This window comes from Verrucomicrobiales bacterium (assembly GCA_016793885.1).
Classification (GTDB): domain Bacteria; phylum Verrucomicrobiota; class Verrucomicrobiia; order Limisphaerales; family UBA11320; genus UBA11320.
In genome coordinates this window covers 16,511-34,955 of the sequence record JAEUHE010000150.1, presented here as the reverse complement: position 1 = coordinate 34,955, position 18,445 = coordinate 16,511, and the positions used below count along the sequence as shown (strand labels likewise).

The 18,445-nt window shown below is 58.6% G+C and carries 14 protein-coding genes; 4 read left to right on the top strand and 10 right to left on the bottom strand.

Features of this window, described 5'->3' with window-relative positions:
* The first annotated feature begins 993 nt into the window (after positions 1 to 993).
* Together JNN07_16985 and JNN07_16980 are read left to right on the top strand one after the other, a co-directional pair.
* A complete protein-coding gene (locus tag JNN07_16985; GenBank protein ID MBL9169438.1) occupies positions 994 to 1,563 on the top strand; it encodes a ferritin-like domain-containing protein in 570 nt (189 codons plus the stop codon).
* A 98-nt stretch (positions 1,564 to 1,661) separates the two neighbouring features.
* A complete protein-coding gene (locus tag JNN07_16980) occupies positions 1,662 to 2,159 on the top strand; it encodes a hypothetical protein (GenBank protein ID MBL9169437.1) in 498 nt (165 codons plus the stop codon).
* A 73-nt stretch (positions 2,160 to 2,232) separates the two neighbouring features.
* On the opposite strand, the gene JNN07_16975 is transcribed toward JNN07_16980, so the two are convergent.
* Positions 2,233 to 4,848, bottom strand: coding sequence for a hypothetical protein (locus JNN07_16975; protein MBL9169436.1), 2,616 nt, complete (start codon positions 4,846 to 4,848; stop codon positions 2,233 to 2,235).
* A 473-nt stretch (positions 4,849 to 5,321) separates the two neighbouring features.
* Between JNN07_16975 and JNN07_16970 the strand changes: the two genes are divergently transcribed.
* A complete protein-coding gene (locus JNN07_16970) occupies positions 5,322 to 5,531 on the top strand; it encodes a hypothetical protein (GenBank protein MBL9169435.1) in 210 nt (69 codons plus the stop codon).
* Positions 5,532 to 5,579: 48 nt separating this feature from the next.
* Here JNN07_16970 and JNN07_16965 read toward each other — a convergent pair whose 3' ends face one another.
* The 4 genes from JNN07_16965 to JNN07_16950 form a co-directional block, all read right to left on the bottom strand.
* Entirely contained in the window at positions 5,580 to 6,782 is a 1,203-nt protein-coding gene (locus JNN07_16965) for an FAD-binding oxidoreductase (protein MBL9169434.1), read from the bottom strand.
* 27 nt (positions 6,783 to 6,809) lie between these two features.
* Positions 6,810 to 8,921 (bottom strand): catalase, encoded by a 2,112-nt coding sequence (locus JNN07_16960; protein MBL9169433.1) that lies wholly within the window; start codon positions 8,919 to 8,921, stop codon positions 6,810 to 6,812.
* An 82-nt stretch (positions 8,922 to 9,003) separates the two neighbouring features.
* Complete coding sequence (locus JNN07_16955; protein MBL9169432.1) at positions 9,004 to 9,231, bottom strand: hypothetical protein; 228 nt, start codon at positions 9,229 to 9,231, stop codon at positions 9,004 to 9,006.
* A 10-nt stretch (positions 9,232 to 9,241) separates the two neighbouring features.
* The gene (locus JNN07_16950) at positions 9,242 to 10,183 is read right to left on the bottom strand and encodes a YihY/virulence factor BrkB family protein (protein MBL9169431.1); all 942 of its coding nucleotides are present in this window, start codon (positions 10,181 to 10,183) and stop codon (positions 9,242 to 9,244) included.
* Between the two features lie 447 nt (positions 10,184 to 10,630).
* Here JNN07_16950 and JNN07_16945 point away from each other — a divergent pair, with 447 nt between their 5' ends.
* On the top strand, positions 10,631 to 12,619 hold the full coding sequence (locus JNN07_16945; protein ID MBL9169430.1) for a PQQ-dependent sugar dehydrogenase: 1,989 nt from the start codon (positions 10,631 to 10,633) through the stop codon (positions 12,617 to 12,619).
* An 865-nt stretch (positions 12,620 to 13,484) separates the two neighbouring features.
* On the opposite strand, the gene JNN07_16940 is transcribed toward JNN07_16945, so the two are convergent.
* Genes JNN07_16940 through JNN07_16920 form a run of 5 tightly spaced genes read right to left on the bottom strand, consistent with a single transcriptional unit; the run spans position 13,485 to position 18,433 of the window.
* Positions 13,485 to 15,584 (bottom strand): response regulator, encoded by a 2,100-nt coding sequence (locus JNN07_16940; GenBank protein MBL9169429.1) that lies wholly within the window; start codon positions 15,582 to 15,584, stop codon positions 13,485 to 13,487.
* Positions 15,581 to 16,201, bottom strand: a complete 621-nt coding sequence (locus JNN07_16935) for a hypothetical protein (GenBank protein MBL9169428.1) — start codon at positions 16,199 to 16,201, stop codon at positions 15,581 to 15,583. Before JNN07_16935 ends, JNN07_16940 begins: the two co-directional genes overlap by 4 nt.
* Positions 16,192 to 16,569, bottom strand: a complete 378-nt coding sequence (locus JNN07_16930; GenBank protein ID MBL9169427.1) for a response regulator — start codon at positions 16,567 to 16,569, stop codon at positions 16,192 to 16,194. The genes JNN07_16935 and JNN07_16930 overlap by 10 nt, the downstream gene beginning before the upstream one ends.
* A complete protein-coding gene (cheB, locus tag JNN07_16925) occupies positions 16,566 to 17,594 on the bottom strand; it encodes a chemotaxis-specific protein-glutamate methyltransferase CheB (protein ID MBL9169426.1) in 1,029 nt (342 codons plus the stop codon). Before cheB ends, JNN07_16930 begins: the two co-directional genes overlap by 4 nt.
* Positions 17,591 to 18,433, bottom strand: a complete 843-nt coding sequence (locus tag JNN07_16920; protein MBL9169425.1) for a protein-glutamate O-methyltransferase CheR — start codon at positions 18,431 to 18,433, stop codon at positions 17,591 to 17,593. The genes cheB and JNN07_16920 overlap by 4 nt, the downstream gene beginning before the upstream one ends.
* Between the last annotated feature and the right edge of the window lie 12 nt (positions 18,434 to 18,445).

The following is an 18,445-nucleotide window of genomic DNA, read 5'->3' as shown; positions in this document are numbered from 1 at the left end:
GCGGGTCCTTAGCACGGACAGTGCCAGGGAAAAGACAGATCAACACCGGGGTGATGGGTTCGCGTCAGCCCCGTATGCACCAAGGGGTTCTAGTGAACTGACCCTTCGGCTGCGGCGAGCCTGGCTTTGCAATTTGTCGACTCATGATTGCAGGGTGCAACGTTTCACTCCATCTCACCCGGGTTTGTAACGAAGCAATGCCAGGTCGCCACTCATTAAAAATGGGCTTGAGGGAGGCGGATCTTCGATTCTCCCGACGGTCCATTCTGCAGGCACCCCATTGGCCTAGGCTTTGCTAAGGCCGTGCGCTATGCAAACGTCGATTGGTCCGGTTCACTCCATCCGCCGTAAACCTCAATACGAAGGAATCGCCAAATCCGCCCGGCTCTACCTAGGACCATCGGCGGTAGCGGATCCAGAGATACAAGAATCGGCGCAAACCCAGCCACCGAGGCAGGTGGCCATTGCTTGGGCTCCCCCCCACGCCTTCACGTTGAAACCCGGTTCTGCAAACAACTCCACTGCCCGGACGGTTTAGCCGAGGGGAGTCGCCCTTCCAGCTTTCCCGATTGGGTTGCCGGTCGCACTCGCGAGCGAGGGGCACGGGATCAAGCCCTCATTTCTTTCGCCGATCCGCTATTCCCAGCGGGCGTCGTTTTCACGATGCTCTCCGAGGGGGGGCTGAAGGCCGCGGGCCGCTTGCGCGCATCCCCCACGCTCGTTCTGAGCATGCTCACCAACTCCTTCTCAACTTCGCTCTCCAACGGGCCGTGCTCGCGATTGCATTCCGCCCGAAAGCCTTTCGTTCTGTGCAAACTGCACCCTGTTCCACGCCCCCCTTTAGACTGGAACCAATGGATTCATTCAAGGATTTCGCTTGGCTCCGTTCTAGCTAAAGCCTCGATGGATCGAAAGCCGACCGAGCCCGATCCAAGCGATGTCATCGCCAACACCCACGGGCTCGGAAGGACTTTCATTACAAAACAAATTCCCATGAAAATGCTCAACGAACTGTTTTTGAACGAACTTGCCGACATGTATGATGCGGAGCAGCGAATCGCTAAAGCTCTGCCGAAAATGGCCAAGGCCGCCACCTGCAAGGAACTGCAGGAAGCCATCCTGTCCCATCTCGAGGAGACCAAAGGCCACATCTCTAAACTGGAGCAAGTCTTCGAAGCCTTTGGCAAACCGGCGAAAGGCCAGAAATGCGAGGCGACCATTGGACTGCTGGAGGAAGGCGACGAAATTGCCACCGAGTTCAAAGGCTCCCCCGCGATCAATGCCGCGCTCATCTGCGCCGCACAGAAGGTGGAGCACTATGAAATCGCTTCCTACGGCTGCCTGTATCAATGGGCCGGATTGCTGGAAAACGAGGAAGCGGCGGACATCCTCGCGGAGATTCTAGCTGAGGAAAAGGCGGCTGATGAGGCTCTCACGGCATTAGCCACGAGCAAAAACCAGGAGGCGCTGGGAGACTCGGCTGGAGAAGAGAAAGAAGACCAGGACGAGACGACCACCTTTGGTGAACGAGGGATCCGTCCCACGGGCACCAAGAAGCGTTAGTATCCTGGTATCGCTTCACGGGGACGCCCCCCGTGAAGCGATCGTATCCTATCACCTTTCACCGATCGCTTCGAGGTCCCACTGTGAATCCCCAGCCCATGCCACCAGCCGATCTTTCCAACCTCGGTGAGTACCTTGCTGATCATTTCGCCGGGTCCGTGGGGGCCGTCGCGCTACTCGAGGATCTGGGAAATTCAGAAGCTAAGCCCGGGATGCGGGAGCTGTGCACCCACCTGAAAGTCGAGATACAGAAAGACCAAGCCGTCCTCGATCGGCTCATGTGTCTCGTCGGTGCCAAGCCAAGCTTGGCCCAGCGTGGTGGGGCGTGGTTGCTTGAAAAGGCCACCGCCCTGCGCTTGGGAAGCTTCGGCCGCCCGGGTAACGACTTGGGCCTCATGGAAGCCTTCGAGCTGCTCGCCTTGGGGATCGAAGGTAAGCGGCTTCTCTGGAGGGCCTTGGGGTATACCCTTGCAGCGGAGACGAGATTTCAAGAGTTTGATTTTTCGGGTTTGGCGGGACGAGCGGCTGAGCAATTCTCGATCGTCGAGAAGTGGCGCATCGAAATGGCCCGCTCCGCCTTTGCCGTACAGGACTGACCCGGACTCAAAGCCGGGCCGAAACACAAGGGCTCCGGCCCGGCTTTGACGCTGTGCCCTATGAACGCTTCGACTATTCGCTCATCACCCGATAGTATCGTTGCGCCTCGCCGGATCCATCCGTAACAACCTTCCGGCTGCCGTCCCCCACAACGCTGCCGAGCGTTTGCCAGTCCCCTTCGGCCAGTGACATCCGATACTGCACTACATAGTTGGCCCCCGCCCTCGACTCGAAACCAAATCGCATCGAGCCGCCAACGACCTCAGGTTCGACCAGCGTGACTGCTTGCGGCCCCACCGAAGTTCCCGCGTGTACCACCAGTTCAAAAACGCCCAGGAAGCCGCCTCCCGCAGTGCCTCCGTCGTTCCCCACTATCCTGAGGCCATTGATGCCGCTAAGCGGCTGAGCCGGCCGGAATGTCGCCATCGCCCGAGTAGGCGCGCCAAACGCGACGGCCGGTAGCGGGTGCTGGTCCAGCGCCTCCAAGTAATCGGAGGAGGCGCCGATCGCCGTCCAGGTGATGCCGCCGTCCGTGGTCGTTTCCAGAATCGGTTCCAGCAAGTGATCCGCTGCTGAAAGAACCTGTCCCGCTCCCGGTCCCGTACCGTTCACGCCAAACCAGCCACCGTCAAAAAAGATGGCCAAGTGGAGGTCCAGACTGAGAACTGTGTTCGTGATGGGTCGATCCCAAAGTATCCCTACAAAGCTGACGGCGCGCGCCGGCGTTCCATCAAACGTATCGACGCTCGAAGTCAGATTCGCGTCGTTAATGCTAGCAGCCGTGCCGGCGTGGAAAAGGGGCAATTCTGTTTCCGGACCATCTTCCAGCGCAGGCTTGGTCCCCAGAATTCCGGTACCGAGGGATGCGATGTTGTCTGGAACACTCGAGGGGTTCGCGGGGTCGCTCTCCAGTCCCACCTCGATCCCATCATCAAAACCGTCACCATCGCTGTCGTCGAGCGTCGGATCGGTCTGGTAGACCAGAACTTCATCGCCATCTCGAAGTCCATCAGCATCCGTATCCACCCGACGCGGATCGGATTGATATTGGGTGATTTCTAACCCATCCTTAAGGCCGTCCCCGTCGCTGTCACCGGTCTGCGGTCCCGTGAGGCGTACGAATTCCTGACCGTTCGGCAACCCATCCCCATCGGCGTCGTTGCCTGCATCATTGATGCCCACAACCAGCCCATTGATCCGCTCCCACACATCCTCCATTCCGTCGTTGTCCGAGTCGATCGCTGGGGCACGTGGGGTGAGCTCGAAGACGCCAAGAAACCCCGCGCTGGCCACTCCACCATCCGTTCCAATGAGGCGAATCCCGGTGATGCCTTCAACCGGAGTGGCCAGGGTGAATCGGGCAGTCACAGAACTGGGATTGGGGTTTCCTCCACCTCCTATGCCATGACCGGTGAGCACGGAAACATAGTCGGAGGTAGCAGGCACCGGTGTCCAACTGAGGCCACCATCCGAGGAGACTTCCACGGAGGGCTCCACCAAATCTGAGGCAACCAAGCTACCTCCCGGCGCCGGGCCTTGATTATTTACGCCGAACCAGCCTCCATCCAAGAACGTCGCCAATGTGAGTTCCAATCTCGCGACGGGCGTTGGCAGTGGAGATTCCCAGACGATGCCCACAAAGCTGACGGTGCTCGCGCCAGCGTCGTTATAGGTATCCACACTCGTTGTAAGCTGCCCATCGTTAATATTACCAGGGGTGCCGGCATGGAATAACGGAACCTCCGTTTCAGGGCCCGGCTCGAGGGTCAATTTAGTCCCGAGGATACCATTGCCCTGAGCCGCCAAAGTGTCAGGAAGACTACCTGCACTGTTAGGGTCGCTTCCTCGTCTCACCTCATCAAAGTCGGAAACCGTGTCGCTGTCCGAATCCATCACAGCGGGATTGGTACGGTAGACCACGGACTCTTCCTGATCGGTCAGCCCGTCGCCATCCGCATCGACCGCGCTGCCCGCCTCGACAACCAACTCTGATACACCGATAAAACCGTTCCCGTCGGCGACGCCGCCATTCTGTCCGATGATCCGAATCCCATTGATGCCTGAAACCCCCGGGCTCAGCGTAAATGTGGCAGTCACTGGGTTGGGAGTTGGATTGGCACCGCCTCCAATCGAAAATCCGGTCATGACGCCCAGATAATCCGAGCTATGCGGAACGGTGGTCCAGGTGGCACCACCATCCTTGGTGGTTTGCACGGTAGGTTCGAGCAGATCAGCGGCGGTGAGCGCTTCTCCCGCGGCCGGGCCGCGGCCATTGACACCAAACCAGCCGCCATCTCCAAAGGTGGCCAGGGTCAGCACCAACGAGTCGATGGTCTCCACCCGCGGAATGGTCCACACAATCCCCACGAAACTGATCCCCTGGCCGCGGTCCGTTCCCGCGTTGCCAAACCAGGTGTCGACATGGGTGTCAGGTTGCTCGTCGTTGATGTTCGCGAGTGCCCCAGCGTTGAACCGTGGAGTGCCTGCGTCGACATCTATCGCGTTGTTGACTCCGAGCACGGCTTGGCCGCGCGGAGCAAGATTCAGCGCTTCCACAGGCAGCACCCCGCTGGCCGCGAGCCCCAGGGCAAGGAGGAGGCCATGATGCGCGCGATCCAGGGTAATTGTGTGGTTGAGGCAGGAATGACCTAAATGTGCCGTTTCAGACGAAGAGGAATTCCATTTCATACATACACGCAGTGAGAGACACGAGCGCTAGCGCCGACCGAGAGACCCTAAGAATTAGCCTCCGACTGGCCGTGGCGGCCAGGGGTGGGAGCGCGTTGCGCCATCGTGAAGGGTCTTCACAAAGCTCGCAGACGATTCACCGTTTGACAAAAGTTTTTGATTCAAAGACCCCACTTTTTTCCCCGCAAACAACCATGACACTCCGAGACAACACTCACTGCGGCGCCGGCGTGCAAGTCGCCTGGGATGCTCCAAGCAATTCGTGCGTTCTGCCTTCTTGATAGCTTGAAAGTGAATCGTCTGAAGTCGAGGAGGGAGGGCGGGAGTCAGGTTAGTGGCCGCCCGCCTCCTCAATGGATCACGAGCACAACTGGCATATAACCAGCTTAAGGTTTGGAGAGCTGCAATGACGGGAGCGCACACGGACGCTCACGGGTTCCACCAGGTGCAGAACCAAAGAAAGCTTATTACCAATGAACAGCATCGATTCGGAAACAGCTAAGAATCAGTCCTTCATGGCGCGTCGAATGATGGAGACGCTGGTGGTGTTCTTACATGAGAGCACCCGTGAAGCATCCGACCCCAAGGCCCAGGCGCTTTTTGAAACCTCTGCCGAAGTCCTTCAGGGCGTGATCAAAGCCTTCCAGCATTTCGAGAACAAATCCGAGGAGGCTTGGCGGTAATCTCGACCCGGAGCGCTCGTTCCGGCTGAGCCCCCAAGCGGCGGATGGCTAGCGACCGAATCGGAAGATGCGGGCGTCAGGGTTCTTCCGCCCGAGGAACGAATCGCGAATGATTTCGGCCGCAATCAGGCTGAAGGTGATTCCGTTACCTCCGTATCCCAGGGCAAAGTAAAGATGAGGAAACCGGGAGTGGATTCCGATAAAAGCCAGCCCATCCTTGGTCTGCGCGAACGTTCCTGCCCAGGAGTAAGCGACCTCAATGGGCATGGTGGGGAACAGCCGGGTGAATTTGGTCAGCAGGGTCCTCGTTTTGCGCGCCAGGCTAGCATCGCGGCGTTTGGCACTCACGAAATCGTCATCTTCTCCGCCCACGATCACTCTCCCCTCCTCGGTGGTGCGCATATAGAGATAGGGAGAACCGCTCTCCCAGATCAGGCACTGATGAGGCCATCCTGATGTATTGCTATGGGGTTCGCTGATCAGCGCGTAGGTGCTCTTGAGCGATCCCGCGTCCCCGCGCAGCAGCAGCTTGGATTCAAAACCAGCCGCGATAATCCCTCGACGCGCGGTGATTCGAAAGCCCTGGCGGGTGGTGAGCCGAACCCCACGACGTGTTTCCTCCAGTTCCGTCATCTCCGTACGATCATACACCTGCAAGCCTCGCTTCATCCCTGTCCGAAGCAAGCCATGGGTTAGGCGATGCGGGTCAACCTGCGCTCCGTCACGCGAGAGCAGCGCCGCGGGACGCGCGAAGGAAAATTGCTGCCGGAGAGCCTGCGCGTCGAGCAGCCGCAGCTGCACGCCCGCCTCCCGTCGCAGTCGAAACTCCTCTTTGAAGGCGGGGATTTCGCTCCCGTAGCGGGCTAAAAACAGACTGGGCTTCCGCTCGAAGCCGCACTCAATGGAGGAGCGGGCCGCCAATCGCTGAAGCTTGCCTATGGCTTCTCGGCAGAGCTGCAAACTGCGCAGGGCAGCCTGACGACCGACCCGAGGAATCAACTCGCGCAACGGGACATCGATCTCGTACTGAAGCAGTCCCGTGCTGGCGCTCGTGCTTCCTCCACCGATGTCCCGCTTATCGATCAACACCGTCTTAATCCCAGCCTCGCTCAGGTGCACCCCTGCGAGAGCTCCCGTAATGCCACCGCCTACCACAACCGCGTCGCATTCCACATCGCGCTGCAGAGAGGGGTAGCTTTCCACCAAACCGTTGTTGACGGTCCAGAATGGATGGCTTGACGTGAGATTCATCTGCGCCTGCTTGCTTCCAGCTAGGCGCTAGGCCAAGGTCCGGACCTTTTTCTCCCGATCCCATTGTCGGGTCTTGGCCGCCTGCAGAAATGCGACCAGATTTCCATCGACAACGACTCCTCCATCCGGCTCCAGATTGGCCGCCCTCAACAACTCCAGCCCTCCCTGATCGACGAGAATGGCTTTGAGGTGGCCGAAAGCGTCACGCATGAAGTCGATGGCAGCGCTCTCCTTCTTCAATGCGGAGGCCGCCGTTTCCGAGAGCAGCACCGCCACTGCATCGAACATGACAGAGGGCGTTCCCGCGAGTTGCGCGGTCGCCATCATCGAGGAACCATTAAGAAGCTTCACCGGCCCGATTCGCGGCGCTATGACCTTGGCTGTGGCCTGCTCGGCCGCAACCATCTTAAGCAACTTCTTGATCAGTCCTTCATCCGAACCCTCGGCGATCAAAATCCCAATCGATCTTCCCTCCAAGGTTGGCTTCATTTTACCGATGAGTTGCAGGGCTGGGGAAGGCGGAAGCGGCTGCACAGGAGCCGCGGTTCGGGGAGGCGCAGGCAGCTTTTCCATGCCCAATCCATCGGCCACACGCTTGGCCAAAGGTTCATCGATGTGGATCAAGTGTCCCACCATGAGTTCGCGTATGTGCTCGTGCTCCACTTTCGAGAGTTCAAACACGAGAGCAGAAGCCAGATGGGCCTGCTCGATTGCGGATTGGCTGACGTAGAACTGCCGGGCCTGGCTGTAATGGTCGGCGAAACTCTCAGGCCGGACCCGACCTTTCTCACCGGATTCTACTGCGGCGAACGAACGAAAGCCCCGGGCGCTGGTTTCCCGTGGCGACGTATTGGATAGCGAGTTGGGTTCGTAAGCAACTCGCCCCGACGGCTGCGCCATCTGCATCTGTCCGTCCCGTTGCTGATTGGCAAAGGGACACTTCGGCGCGTTGACCGGTATCTGATGAAAGTTGGGAGAGCCCAGGCGTGATAACTGCGTGTCCTGATACGAAAACAGCCGTCCCTGAAGCAGCGGATCGTTGGAGAAATCGATCCCCGGCACTATGTGCGACGGACAGAAAGCGACCTGTTCCGTTTCCGCAAAAAAATTGTTGGGCCATCGGTTCAAGACCATGCGCCCGATTATCTTCAGCGGGACCAGCTCCTCGGGGATCAGCTTGGTGGCATCCAAGTGATCAAAGGGAAATTGATCGGCCTCGGCCTGAGTGAAGAGTTGAACCCCAAGCTCCCACTCCGGAAACGAACCGGCTTCAATTGCCTCGAAGAATTCCCGACGATGGAAGTCGGGATCCGCTCCGGCGATTTTGACGGCTTCATCCCACACGGTGGACTGGAGGCCCAGCCGCGGACGCCAATGAAACTTGACGAAAGTCGACTCTCCGCTGCTGTTGATCAGCCGAAAACTGTGAACGCCAAAACCTTCGATCATCCGCAAGGAACGAGGCAGCGTTCGATCCGACATAATCCACATCACCATGTGCATGGATTCGGGGGTCAGCGAGATGAAGTCCCAAAACGTGTCGTGGGCGGTCGCGGATTGGGGAAAGCCGCGGTCCGGCTCCATTTTAACAGCATGCACCAGGTCAGGAAACTTGATCGCGTCCTGAATGAAAAACACCGGAATGTTGTTTCCCACCAAATCCCAATTCCCCTCCTGAGTGTAGAACTTAACCGCGAACCCCCGCACGTCTCGCGGGGTATCGACCGACCCCGCACCGCCAGCCACGGTGGATAACCGGACAAAGACCGGAGTCTGTTCGCCTATCTCAGTCAGAATCCTCGCGGTGGTGTATTTCTTCAGGCTCGTGGTCAGTTCGAAGAAGCCATGCACCCCGGTACCCCGGGCGTGAACGATCCTTTCGGGGATTCGCTCATGATCAAAATGCATGATCTTCTCCCGCAACACGAAATCCTCAAGCAGGACGGGACCTCGGGGGTTGGCCTTCAGGGAATTCTGATTGTCCGAGATAGGCATCCCCTGATTGGTAGTAAGCGGAGCATGCTCTCCCCGGCATTCCTGATGCAGCTCGCCACCCGCTCGCGGTGACTGCTCACCGGAGGAACTGATCGATTTTGTGGGTTGAGACTTACTGGCCTTGGATGTCCGCTTAGTGTTCATAGAGTCTTCCAAATCTGAAAAAGTAATACCAACGCTGGGTGCAATGACGAATCGGTCCACCTCAGCTAATGCCATGCCAGGATCAAAGCTCATCAGGATGCCCGTGGGCGGGGTCAGCCATTGAATGTGCGATGTGGAACCATGCAAAGCGCCCGGTTGCTCCGCCCAAGGCTTGCACCTTACCCGATGCGCTCCGGCCAGCCAGAGAGCACCAGGGATCAGCGTTGGTCAGCAACGCATCGAGCGCCGGAGCAGGCTCCCATCGTTGCTTCATCGCCAGCCAAGGAGTGATTGTTTTCGAGCGGTCCATCCTTCGGCTTTTACTCAAGGAGTTGCGCCCAGCGGGGCATGGGATGAGCGCGTTGCTCAGTCGGAGCCTTCAGGGCTCGGTCGGTGGGGGAGTTGGAGTTCTCAGCGGGATGTTGACGGGAATAGATCTGCGTCAGGGTCGCCCCGAACAGCAAAATCTGAGCGGAGTAATAAACCCAGAGCAGCACCACAACGAGGGATCCGGCCGCCCCGTATGCCGAGGCTATGCCCGTTCGGCCCAAATAGAGTCCAAAAAGATGCTTGCCCAGGTTAAAGAGGAGAGCAGTGACCAAGGCTCCCCGCCAGACCACCCGCCAGGCGACATGGACATCCGGAAGCACTTTGAAGATGATGGCGAACAGCAGCGTGACGATCCCGATGGAAATGATCAGGTTGAGCACCTCCCAGAAGAAGGCCTCGCTGGAAGCCGAACGCACCACCCACGCACTCACTGCTGCGAGTGTCGCACTGATAACCAACGAGACGAGGAGCAGAAATCCGACGGCCAAAATGAGCGCGAAAGACAGCACCCGACCGCGAATGAAGCGCACGATCCCTTTCCCGCTCCGGCGAGGCACGTTCCAGATAAAGTTCAGGGCGTCCTGGAGTTGAACGAAAACACCGGTGGCACCGGCTAACAGGGTGATCGAAGCCATCAAGGTAGCCGAAGCACCCTCCAAGGGCCTATTGGCGGCCACGACCAAAGCCTGGATGGTTTTCCCACTCTCCGCGCCCACGAGACCCGATATCTGAGCAAAAAGCTCCCTGCTGGCAGCCTCCTCCCCGAACCAGAAACCCGCAATCGCCAACACCATGATCAGGAGGGGAGCGATGGCAAACAAGGTATAGAACGCCAACGCCGCCCCGAGCTTGGCGACGTCACGATCCATCCACTCCCGTACGGCACCCCGGAAAACCCGATAGATCGAGAGGATTGATTTGCTGGACGGCATGCGACGCAATGTGAGCCAGGTCCCCTCCAGCTAAAAGAGAGCCAAAGATTCAGCGGAGGGAATCTCCCTTCCAGCGAAGAAGCCAAACCATCTCCAGCCCAGTCCATGCGGGAGGACAGCATGGATTGGGCTCCAGACGCGGTGGGAGCGTCCCGTCCCGTGCAATGTGCCCGGGAGACTGTGCAGGTTGCCACGAAGGGACGCTGCCTGAGCTGAGATCCAACTCGAGCATTGAAGGAAAACGGCCCGACGTGATTGGCCCGCGATAAGCTAGTGCGGTCCATCGCGGCCTCCGACGACCGCACGCACAACTCCCGCTCAAACCACACAGCTCCTATGAATCGAAGCAAACCATGCGCTGGCCGGATATCCCACCTTCTAGGGCTCCTGTGCCTCACGGTGCTAACGGCGCATCTGCGATGCCAGGGAGCAACGTCGACGGTATCCATGAGTAACTTCGCATTTATCCCGTCCACGGTAACGGTGAACGTCGGCGACACGGTCATTTGGATCAACGATCAAGGCGAACATACTGTCACTGGGGTGGGAAGCGATGTCTTTTGCGGCACTCCAACCGTTCCCGTAAGCTGTTCGGTGACCTTCCTGCAGCCTGGGAGCTTTCCTTATGTATGCTTGCTTCACGAATTCCAGGGTATGATTGGCACGGTGAACGTGGTGGAGACGAACGAACCCGTTAGAGTGGCGATCACCAGCCCGACCGCAGGTGAACGCCTGCCCGCCTCGGGTGCAGCGCTCCTGGTCGCCACCAATCTCTCTGCAGTCGAGTTGAGCGAGGTGGAGTTCTTTGACGATGAGCAGTCTGTGGGCGTAGTCACCAACAGCCCGTTCCAGTTGAACGTCACGCTCAATATCGGCAGTCACACGTTAACCGCCCGTGCAAAGGGCACCGACGGAGGCATCAGCACTTCCGCGCCGGTGTCAGTGACTGTGGATGTTGAAATCCCCAACCCTATCGCGCAGCCGATTGCCCGAAGCACGAGGGTCATTGAGTTGGAAAGCGTGATGGAGGGACTGGTCGCACCACTGGGTATCGCCTCACTCGACGATGGCAGCACACGCCTGCTGGTCTATGATCAAGTCGGATTGATCCACCTGGTCAGCGACGGGGTCCCCCTGCCCACCCCGTTTCTGGATTTGCGATCCCGGATCGTCACCCTCAATACCAATTACGATGAGCGGGGTTTGCTCGGTGTGGCTGCCCACCCCAACTTCGCCCAGAATCCGCTGATCTACACCTACACATCTGAGCCAGTCGGGCCGGCGGCAGACTTCCCCATCCCCCTGGCGGAAGGTCAGACCCACAATCATCAGTCCGTCCTCGCTGAATGGAGACTCGATGCCGCCAACACCAATCGCGCGCTTCCCAACTCACGACGTGAGCTGCTCAGGCTCGACCAGCCCCAGGCCAATCACAATGGTGGCACGCTGCGTTTCGGCCAGGACGGATTACTCTATATCGCCACGGGTGACGGTGGAGCAGCGGATGATCAGGGCGCGGGACATGTGGCGGGGGGGAACGCTCAGAGCCTGACCAACCTCCTGGGCAAGATGCTACGAATCGATGTAGACGGCCGCTCTTCTGCTAACGGACAGTACGGGGTTCCGGGGGACAATCCGTGGGCAAATCAAGCGGGCACGCGGCAGGAGATCTTCGCCTACGGATTTCGAAATCCATACGCGTTCAGTTTCGATCGGTTGACCGGGGAACTTTGGTTAGGCGATGTGGGGCAAAACCAAATCGAGGAGGTGAACGTCGTCATCAAGGGCGGCAATTACGGCTGGCCGCTGAAGGAAGGAAGTTTCTTCTTCAATGCAAATGGAAACAACTCCGGCTACGTGACCTTAACCCCTCCGGCCAACTTACCGGTCGACCTCATCGATCCGCAGGCGGAGTATGACCATGACGAAGGAGAGGCGATCATCGGAGGCTTTGTCTACCGGGGATCGGCCGCAACCAATCTGTCAGGTATGTATCTGACGGGGGACTACGGCCGGTCCGGGGACGGGCAAGGTCGACTCTTTGCCGTCCGAAGCAATTCGCTGACGGAACTTCGGATTGGACTAGAGAACCGAGGTCTGGGAGTGTTGCTCAAAGGTTTCGGAGAAGATGCCGACGGGGAACTGTATGTTCTGGGTTCGACGAAAACAGGCCCGAGCGGCACGACTGGAAAAGTTTTCAAAATCGTTCCCCCGTCCGCCACCTCGCTCGCGATCGTCGCTATCGACATGACTCAGAACGGAGTGATGCTCTCATGGGCCGGCGGCGCCCCTCCCTACAAGGTGCAAAAAAAGATGTCGCTCTCTGAACCCCAATGGACCGACCTACAAACGACCTTCCTGCAAGAACTCACCTTGCCCACGGCGGGCGCAGCCGGATTCTTCCGAATCATCGACCAAGGGGGCTCGCTTCCCTAAGCACCAGCGACGACTCAGGGGATTCTCCAGCTAAGGCCTTGTGAAACTGGAGCACGCCTTGAGCTAGTTCGCGCCTCACCTCAGACTCGGATAGTTTTAGAATGTCGGCTATGTCCTCGCAACTCCGCCGCTCGAGGATCGCCAAAAGTAGAATAATGCGTGGTTGTCCGCCTAACTGTTGCAACCCGTGATGAACACTAACCAACTGCGGATCCGAATCTGGCTGGAGACCCGGCTCTGCACCCCGAGATGGTTTCAGATCGTCAACCTCATTGCCCAGGGCCTCACCCGGAAACCGGATCATCAGTTTTAACAGCCATAGTTTTGCGTCCGCAGGGGACTGGAACCCGTGCTCGTTGAGTTTATCAAAACCCGCGACCAGGGTGACGTGGATCAGTCGCTCGGCTGAGGCTCGGTCATACCCAATCCCTACTGCCAAGCGGTACAAGTCTCCCCAATGACTGAGGACATAGTTCTCAAAGCGGGAGTGTTGACTGTCGCCTGATTCTGTAGTCACAGGGTCAACCTCTGGCACAGGCTGAGGAACCCAGTCACAAAGTCCTGTAAACCGCAAATAGTTCGTCCTTGGTAGGCCATAGGAGTTCCAATCTTCCGAGGCAGTCAGATCGCTCTCTCAGCCCGATCGGGCTTCGTTTCGACGACGCCTCCGCAAGGAGCGTGCCAGATGGTGGGGAAGTAGATATCGTGCCGTAGTCTTCCGATGAACCGACTGGATGAGACCTCGCCCGCCGGAAGCGCTTCGTCGCTCCAGCGCCACACGAAGAGAGTTTCAATTTGCAAACCCTGACGTTGCAATACGCCCATCCGCACCAGGCAGCGGGTCGGGAGAATTGCTGGCAGGCGATTACGAGTCTCGGCGAGAAGCGAGAAGCTCCCGCAAGACTTCCTCCAGAGCCGAGAGGTTGATGGGTTTGGTGAAATGCGCCACGAACCCGGACTCCAGACTCTTTGCCACATCCGTCTCTGTGCCATGGCCCGTCAAGGCAAGGCCTTTGAGTCCATAACGTTTATTGAGAAATCCCATTAATGAGTGCCCGTCTATGTCCGGAAGATCAATGTCGGCCAGCACCACATCAAATCCGGACCGCGCGGCTGCTTCCAACGCTTCCACCCCTGACCCCACGGCAACAACCTCATAACCCCGTCGCCCCAACAGCGATGCAAAAGGTGACCGCGTCGGCTCATGATCCTCGACCAATAGAATCCGAAACGCGGGGGCATCGCTTTGGAACGATGTTGAAGGTGCCGCGGGGGGAGACCTTAACGGGCGCGCGGGAGCCTCGGAGCTCGGCGGTGCCGTGGAGAGCGGAAGTCGAACCAAAAAGGTGGAGCCTCGCCCCCGCCCCGGGCTGCTGGCTTCGATGGTGCCTTCGAAGAGTTCGACCAGCTTCTTAGTGATCGCCAAGCCCAGGCCCAAGCCCCCAAAGCGGTGTCTGCCGCCCTCCGACGCGTGCTCGCCCTGTGAGAAGGCATCAAAAATCCGAGCGAGCTCCGCCGGCTCCATGCCAATGCCCGTATCTTTGACCTCCAACTTCCAATACTTGGATTCCCCTTCCACGCTGCTCGAGATCCACAGGCGTCCGCCCGGAGGAGTGAATTTGATGCCGTTTTTAATTACGTTCCAAAGAATCTGCTGCAAACGGGCCGGATCTGCATGGACATAACTTCGATCGGCTTGGAGCTGCAGGACCACCACGATGTTCTTTTGGGCGGCATCGGTCCGAACATTCTCGATCGCATCCATCACGGCCGTGTGCCCGTCTATCGTCAGAAGGTCCAGACTTACCTTTCCGTTCTCGATCCGCGTGAGGTCCAGCAGATCATCAATCAATCGGGCCTCTAGGAGCGCGTTTTTCTCAATTAAACGAAAGGATTCCCGGACCGAAGCCGCGAGCTCCGGGTTCTGTGCCCCATCGCTCGCTAACATGAGAACGGGGTTGAGCGGAGTTCGGAGTTCGTGCGAAAGCGCGGCCAGGAAATCATCCTTGGCCCGCGAGGCCGCCAAGACTCGTTGCGACTTGGACGCCCGATCCAGAGCGAGAGCCAGAAAATGCACCAGGCGGGACAGCAGCTGGTACTCCTCCCTTTCGAGCACGCTCGGGGGATAACTTCCAAAAGAGATGAAACCCAACACCTCATCCGCGATCGAGAGAGGCCAACAGCTCACGCCGCTCATGCCTAAAGCCGTCAGAACCTTTGCGTGCTTGGCCATCGTTTTAAGGATGTTGGCGGGCCCACCAGAAGAGTTGAGGCGGTCTTCATTCGCCAACCTTTTCGCGCGCATCACCTCGCGCTGAGCGGTGGGCACCCCGGAGCAGGAGCGAAGTTGAAACAGATTGATTCCAGGATGCCAGACGTAGCAAAAATGAGCATCAAAACCAAGATACGGCAGCATCGGCGTGAGGATGGCACCCAGATCCTGCACAACATGGGTGGACTCCATCATGGCTCCCAAGGATTCGGAGAGGAGACGATCCAACTCCTGCTGCCGTCGGAGGGTGTAAGCGTGAAACTCCCGTTGAGTCACATCTTCGATGATCGTGATCGTTCCCACGATGCGATCCTCATCGGGCAACGGAGCGATGCGCGCCGTCTGGAGCATCCACTGGGACCGGCAACCCTCGATAGTAACGGGAAATGGCAGCAGGTATTTGTGGAGGGCCGTGGACAACACACTGATCTCCCCGGCCAGAGCGCTTTCGAACCGGGACAAAAGACGTCGTTGCTGCAGGTCGGGAAATAGTTCCACCAGGCTGCGCCCGATAGCCTCCGAAGCAGACAGGCCGCTGTGGAAAACCAACCACTGATTCCATGTTTGAATGCGAAGGGACCGATCAGTGGTCAGGATGCCGTAGGGCGCTATGGCCTGAAGCCAACTCACTACGGACTGAATCCCCGCCACGCTGGGGTCCGATTCCCGCCTGCTTTCGGTTGGGCCGCTCATGTGAGCTGCTTTTGTTCCCACTGGTCCAGCTCCGCGAGGAGACGGTCCAGGGAGGCGATGCCCAGAACGATCACGAGATAACCCGCGATGTCCTTCGTCTTGACGTGAAAGCGGGTGTGGATCATGAGTCCATAACGTTTCGATTCCTCGGATTCACGATCGACGGCGCCCAGCACGGACGCCACGGTATCGAGCCGAAAGCGCGGCACGTGAAAGGCGACATGGACGTGCAGCAAATTGCCGAAGACGCCCAGACACGCATTGAGCAGGATGTTCCCCACCTCCGTGATCGTTTCTCGCGCGTTGGAATCCAACAGCGAGGTCTCGGCGAAATTCTCGGTCAAGAGCTGGCTCAGTACCAGCGCCGCCCTCTGATCGAGCAGCAGGTAGGCGCGGCCCGAAATCGGACCCGAGAACACCTGGTCGACACTGGCGACCTGCGAGGGTATCAGGGCACCTAGAAGCTCGGCGATACGGTCCAGCGTATGCATCGCCACCTCCGGCACCTCGAGAGTGATCCGGTATCCGGTGAGCTCAGAAAGCGCTCCGGCGGCGCGCCCATAGCCTATATTGATGAGCTCCGCCAAAGAATCCTGCTGGCTCGCCGTCAAGTCCATAGAGTGCCCCCTTCGAAAATGGGCTTGAGGGCGGCGGCAAGCTTCTCCCTCGTGATGGGCTTATTGAGGATGCCAATGGCACCGTTTTGCCTCACCTGCGAGGAGGTGGAATCCTGAACGTCGGCGGTAAGCATGAGCACTCGAGCCGCCGGGTCTATCTCCAGCAGCTTGGCCAACACTTCGGTGCCATACATTCCATGCATCACGATATCAAGGATCACTAGATCAGGTCTATGCAGGTAGAATGATTCGATAGCTTGGGGACCGTCCGAGACATCCTCGACGAGATAGCCAAGATCTTCCAACGCCTGCCGAAGAGTTCGACGTGCGAGGGAGGAATCGTCCACAATGAGAATTTTAGGTTTCATGCGAAGTTAATGATCGTTTCGGCCATCTGGTCTAAGGGAACTGCCGAGTCGCTGAGTCGAGCTTCCACCACCGAGCGGGGCATTCCGTAGATCACGCAGCTTTGCTCTGCCTCCGTGATAACCGTTCCACCGGAAGCCTTGATGCAGCCGGCCCCTTCCTTGCCGTCGTCCCCCATCCCGGTCATGACTACCCCCAACGCCCGGGCTCCAAAAGTCTCCGCGACGGATCGAAAGAGAACATCCACCGAGGGTCGGTGTAATTTGTTGATGGGCTGCACGGAAAGCCGGGAGATGACGCTGCCTGTGCCTGTCCTCTGAACGGTGAGGTGGCGTCCCGCCTGGGCCAGAAGAACCATGCCCGGCTCCAGGACATCCCCTTCGGCGGCCTCCTTAACCTCCAGCGCGCAGATTTCGTTCAACTGCTCGGCATACATCGCCGTGTAGCCAACAGGCATGTGAAGGACAATGGCGATGGGTGCAGGAAAGCTCCTGGGAAACAAGGGAATGAGCCGACGTAGAGCCTGAGGACCACCGGTGGAAATCCCGATGGCCACCAGATCAATTCGTCGTTCGAATGCGATGCGTTCCGGGGAGGCCGCGATGGTTGAAACGGGAGCCTGTTTCTCCGGAGCGATGCGCATGATGAGCATGATTTTCTCCATGAGGTCCACCTTAACGTCGCGCAACAGATCATTCGCCAGTCCGCTGGGTTTGTGCACCACATCCACCGCGCCCGAGTTTAAGGCGGTGAAGACCTCCGCGGCATCCTGCGCGGCCGAGGAGAGAATCAGGATTGGAACGGGCCTTGCCGCCATTTGCCGCCGGATGAACTCGATGCCATCAAGTCCGGGCATGGCGAGGTCGCAGATGATCAGATCGGGGTTTAAACTGGCCGCCAGCGCCAACGCCTCGTGGCCGTCGCGGGCCGCTCCGACCACCTCGGTTCGCTCACTCTGCACAATTTCGCGCACCACCTTGCGGGCAAACGCCGAATCATCAACGATCAAAATGCGAACACGTTTCATGAGCCGGAAGGGGTTCTTTTATAAGCGAAACAGGTTCCCAGGTCCCGAAGCTCGAACCGGTCAGTGAGCCTCAACAGCGACTCGGTGGCGCCGACGAAAAGGTATCCGCCGACCGACATGCGCCGGGCGAAGGCACGAACAGCCTTCGCGATTGAGATCGGCGAGAAGTAAATAAACACGTTGCGGCAAAAGATGACTTGCGGGTCGGGAATCCGATCGAAGTTGTCCTCCGTCACCAGGTTCATCCATTGGAAGGTGACCCGACCGGCAATCTGGGAGTTTAACTTCCATCCCTTAGGCTGCTCTTCAAAATATTGTCGGCGAAAAGCCTCAGGAAGAAGCCGAAACGCCCGCTCGCGATAGAGGGCCGAGGCGGCCTTCTGCAGGGCTTTGTCGCTGGCGTCGCTGGCATGGATCCGAATGGGATGGTGTCCCCAGCCGGCGGCGTCCAGCGCCATGGCGATGCTGTAGGGCTCCTCCCCGCTCGCGCAAGCAGCGCTCCAGACGGTCAGAGGGGCCGACGTTGCGGCGAACCAGTCGGGCACGATCCGATCGACGAAATAGCGAATCTGATCGATCTCCCGCCAGAAATAGGTCTCCTGGACCGAGAACAGGTTGATCACCTCACGCCACTCGGGCGAGGTCTCGGGCTCTCCTTTGAGGCGGTAGTAAAAATCCAGATATGCCGCCGATGCCTGAGTTGCCACTAGCCCATCCAGTTTATCCGCCATCAGTTGTAAGGACGCATTGTCGAAAAATATTCCCGTTCGTTCGTGAACCAAGTCGCGAATGAGCATCAGGACCGATTCGTGGGTCGGCTGAGCGGGGAGGTGGCTCACGGCGCGAGAGGG

What these genes read in the sequence shown, in the direction of transcription:
- JNN07_16985 (MBL9169438.1), top strand. Translation starts at nt 994, where the DNA reads ATGAAAATGCTCAACGAACTGTTTTTGAACGAACTTGCCGACATGTAT.
- JNN07_16930 (MBL9169427.1), bottom strand. Translation starts at nt 16,569, where the DNA reads ATGAAACCTAAAATTCTCATTGTGGACGATTCCTCCCTCGCACGTCGA.
- JNN07_16975 (MBL9169436.1), bottom strand. Translation starts at nt 4,848, where the DNA reads ATGAAATGGAATTCCTCTTCGTCTGAAACGGCACATTTAGGTCATTCC.
- JNN07_16965 (MBL9169434.1), bottom strand. Translation starts at nt 6,782, where the DNA reads ATGAATCTCACGTCAAGCCATCCATTCTGGACCGTCAACAACGGTTTG.
- JNN07_16955 (MBL9169432.1), bottom strand. Translation starts at nt 9,231, where the DNA reads ATGGACCGCTCGAAAACAATCACTCCTTGGCTGGCGATGAAGCAACGA.
- JNN07_16980 (MBL9169437.1), top strand. Translation starts at nt 1,662, where the DNA reads ATGCCACCAGCCGATCTTTCCAACCTCGGTGAGTACCTTGCTGATCAT.
- cheB (MBL9169426.1), bottom strand. Translation starts at nt 17,594, where the DNA reads ATGAAACGTGTTCGCATTTTGATCGTTGATGATTCGGCGTTTGCCCGC.
- JNN07_16935 (MBL9169428.1), bottom strand. Translation starts at nt 16,201, where the DNA reads ATGGACTTGACGGCGAGCCAGCAGGATTCTTTGGCGGAGCTCATCAAT.
- JNN07_16960 (MBL9169433.1), bottom strand. Translation starts at nt 8,921, where the DNA reads ATGAACACTAAGCGGACATCCAAGGCCAGTAAGTCTCAACCCACAAAA.
- JNN07_16945 (MBL9169430.1), top strand. Translation starts at nt 10,631, where the DNA reads ATGAGTAACTTCGCATTTATCCCGTCCACGGTAACGGTGAACGTCGGC.
- JNN07_16940 (MBL9169429.1), bottom strand. Translation starts at nt 15,584, where the DNA reads ATGAGCGGCCCAACCGAAAGCAGGCGGGAATCGGACCCCAGCGTGGCG.
- JNN07_16970 (MBL9169435.1), top strand. Translation starts at nt 5,322, where the DNA reads ATGAACAGCATCGATTCGGAAACAGCTAAGAATCAGTCCTTCATGGCG.
- JNN07_16950 (MBL9169431.1), bottom strand. Translation starts at nt 10,183, where the DNA reads ATGCCGTCCAGCAAATCAATCCTCTCGATCTATCGGGTTTTCCGGGGT.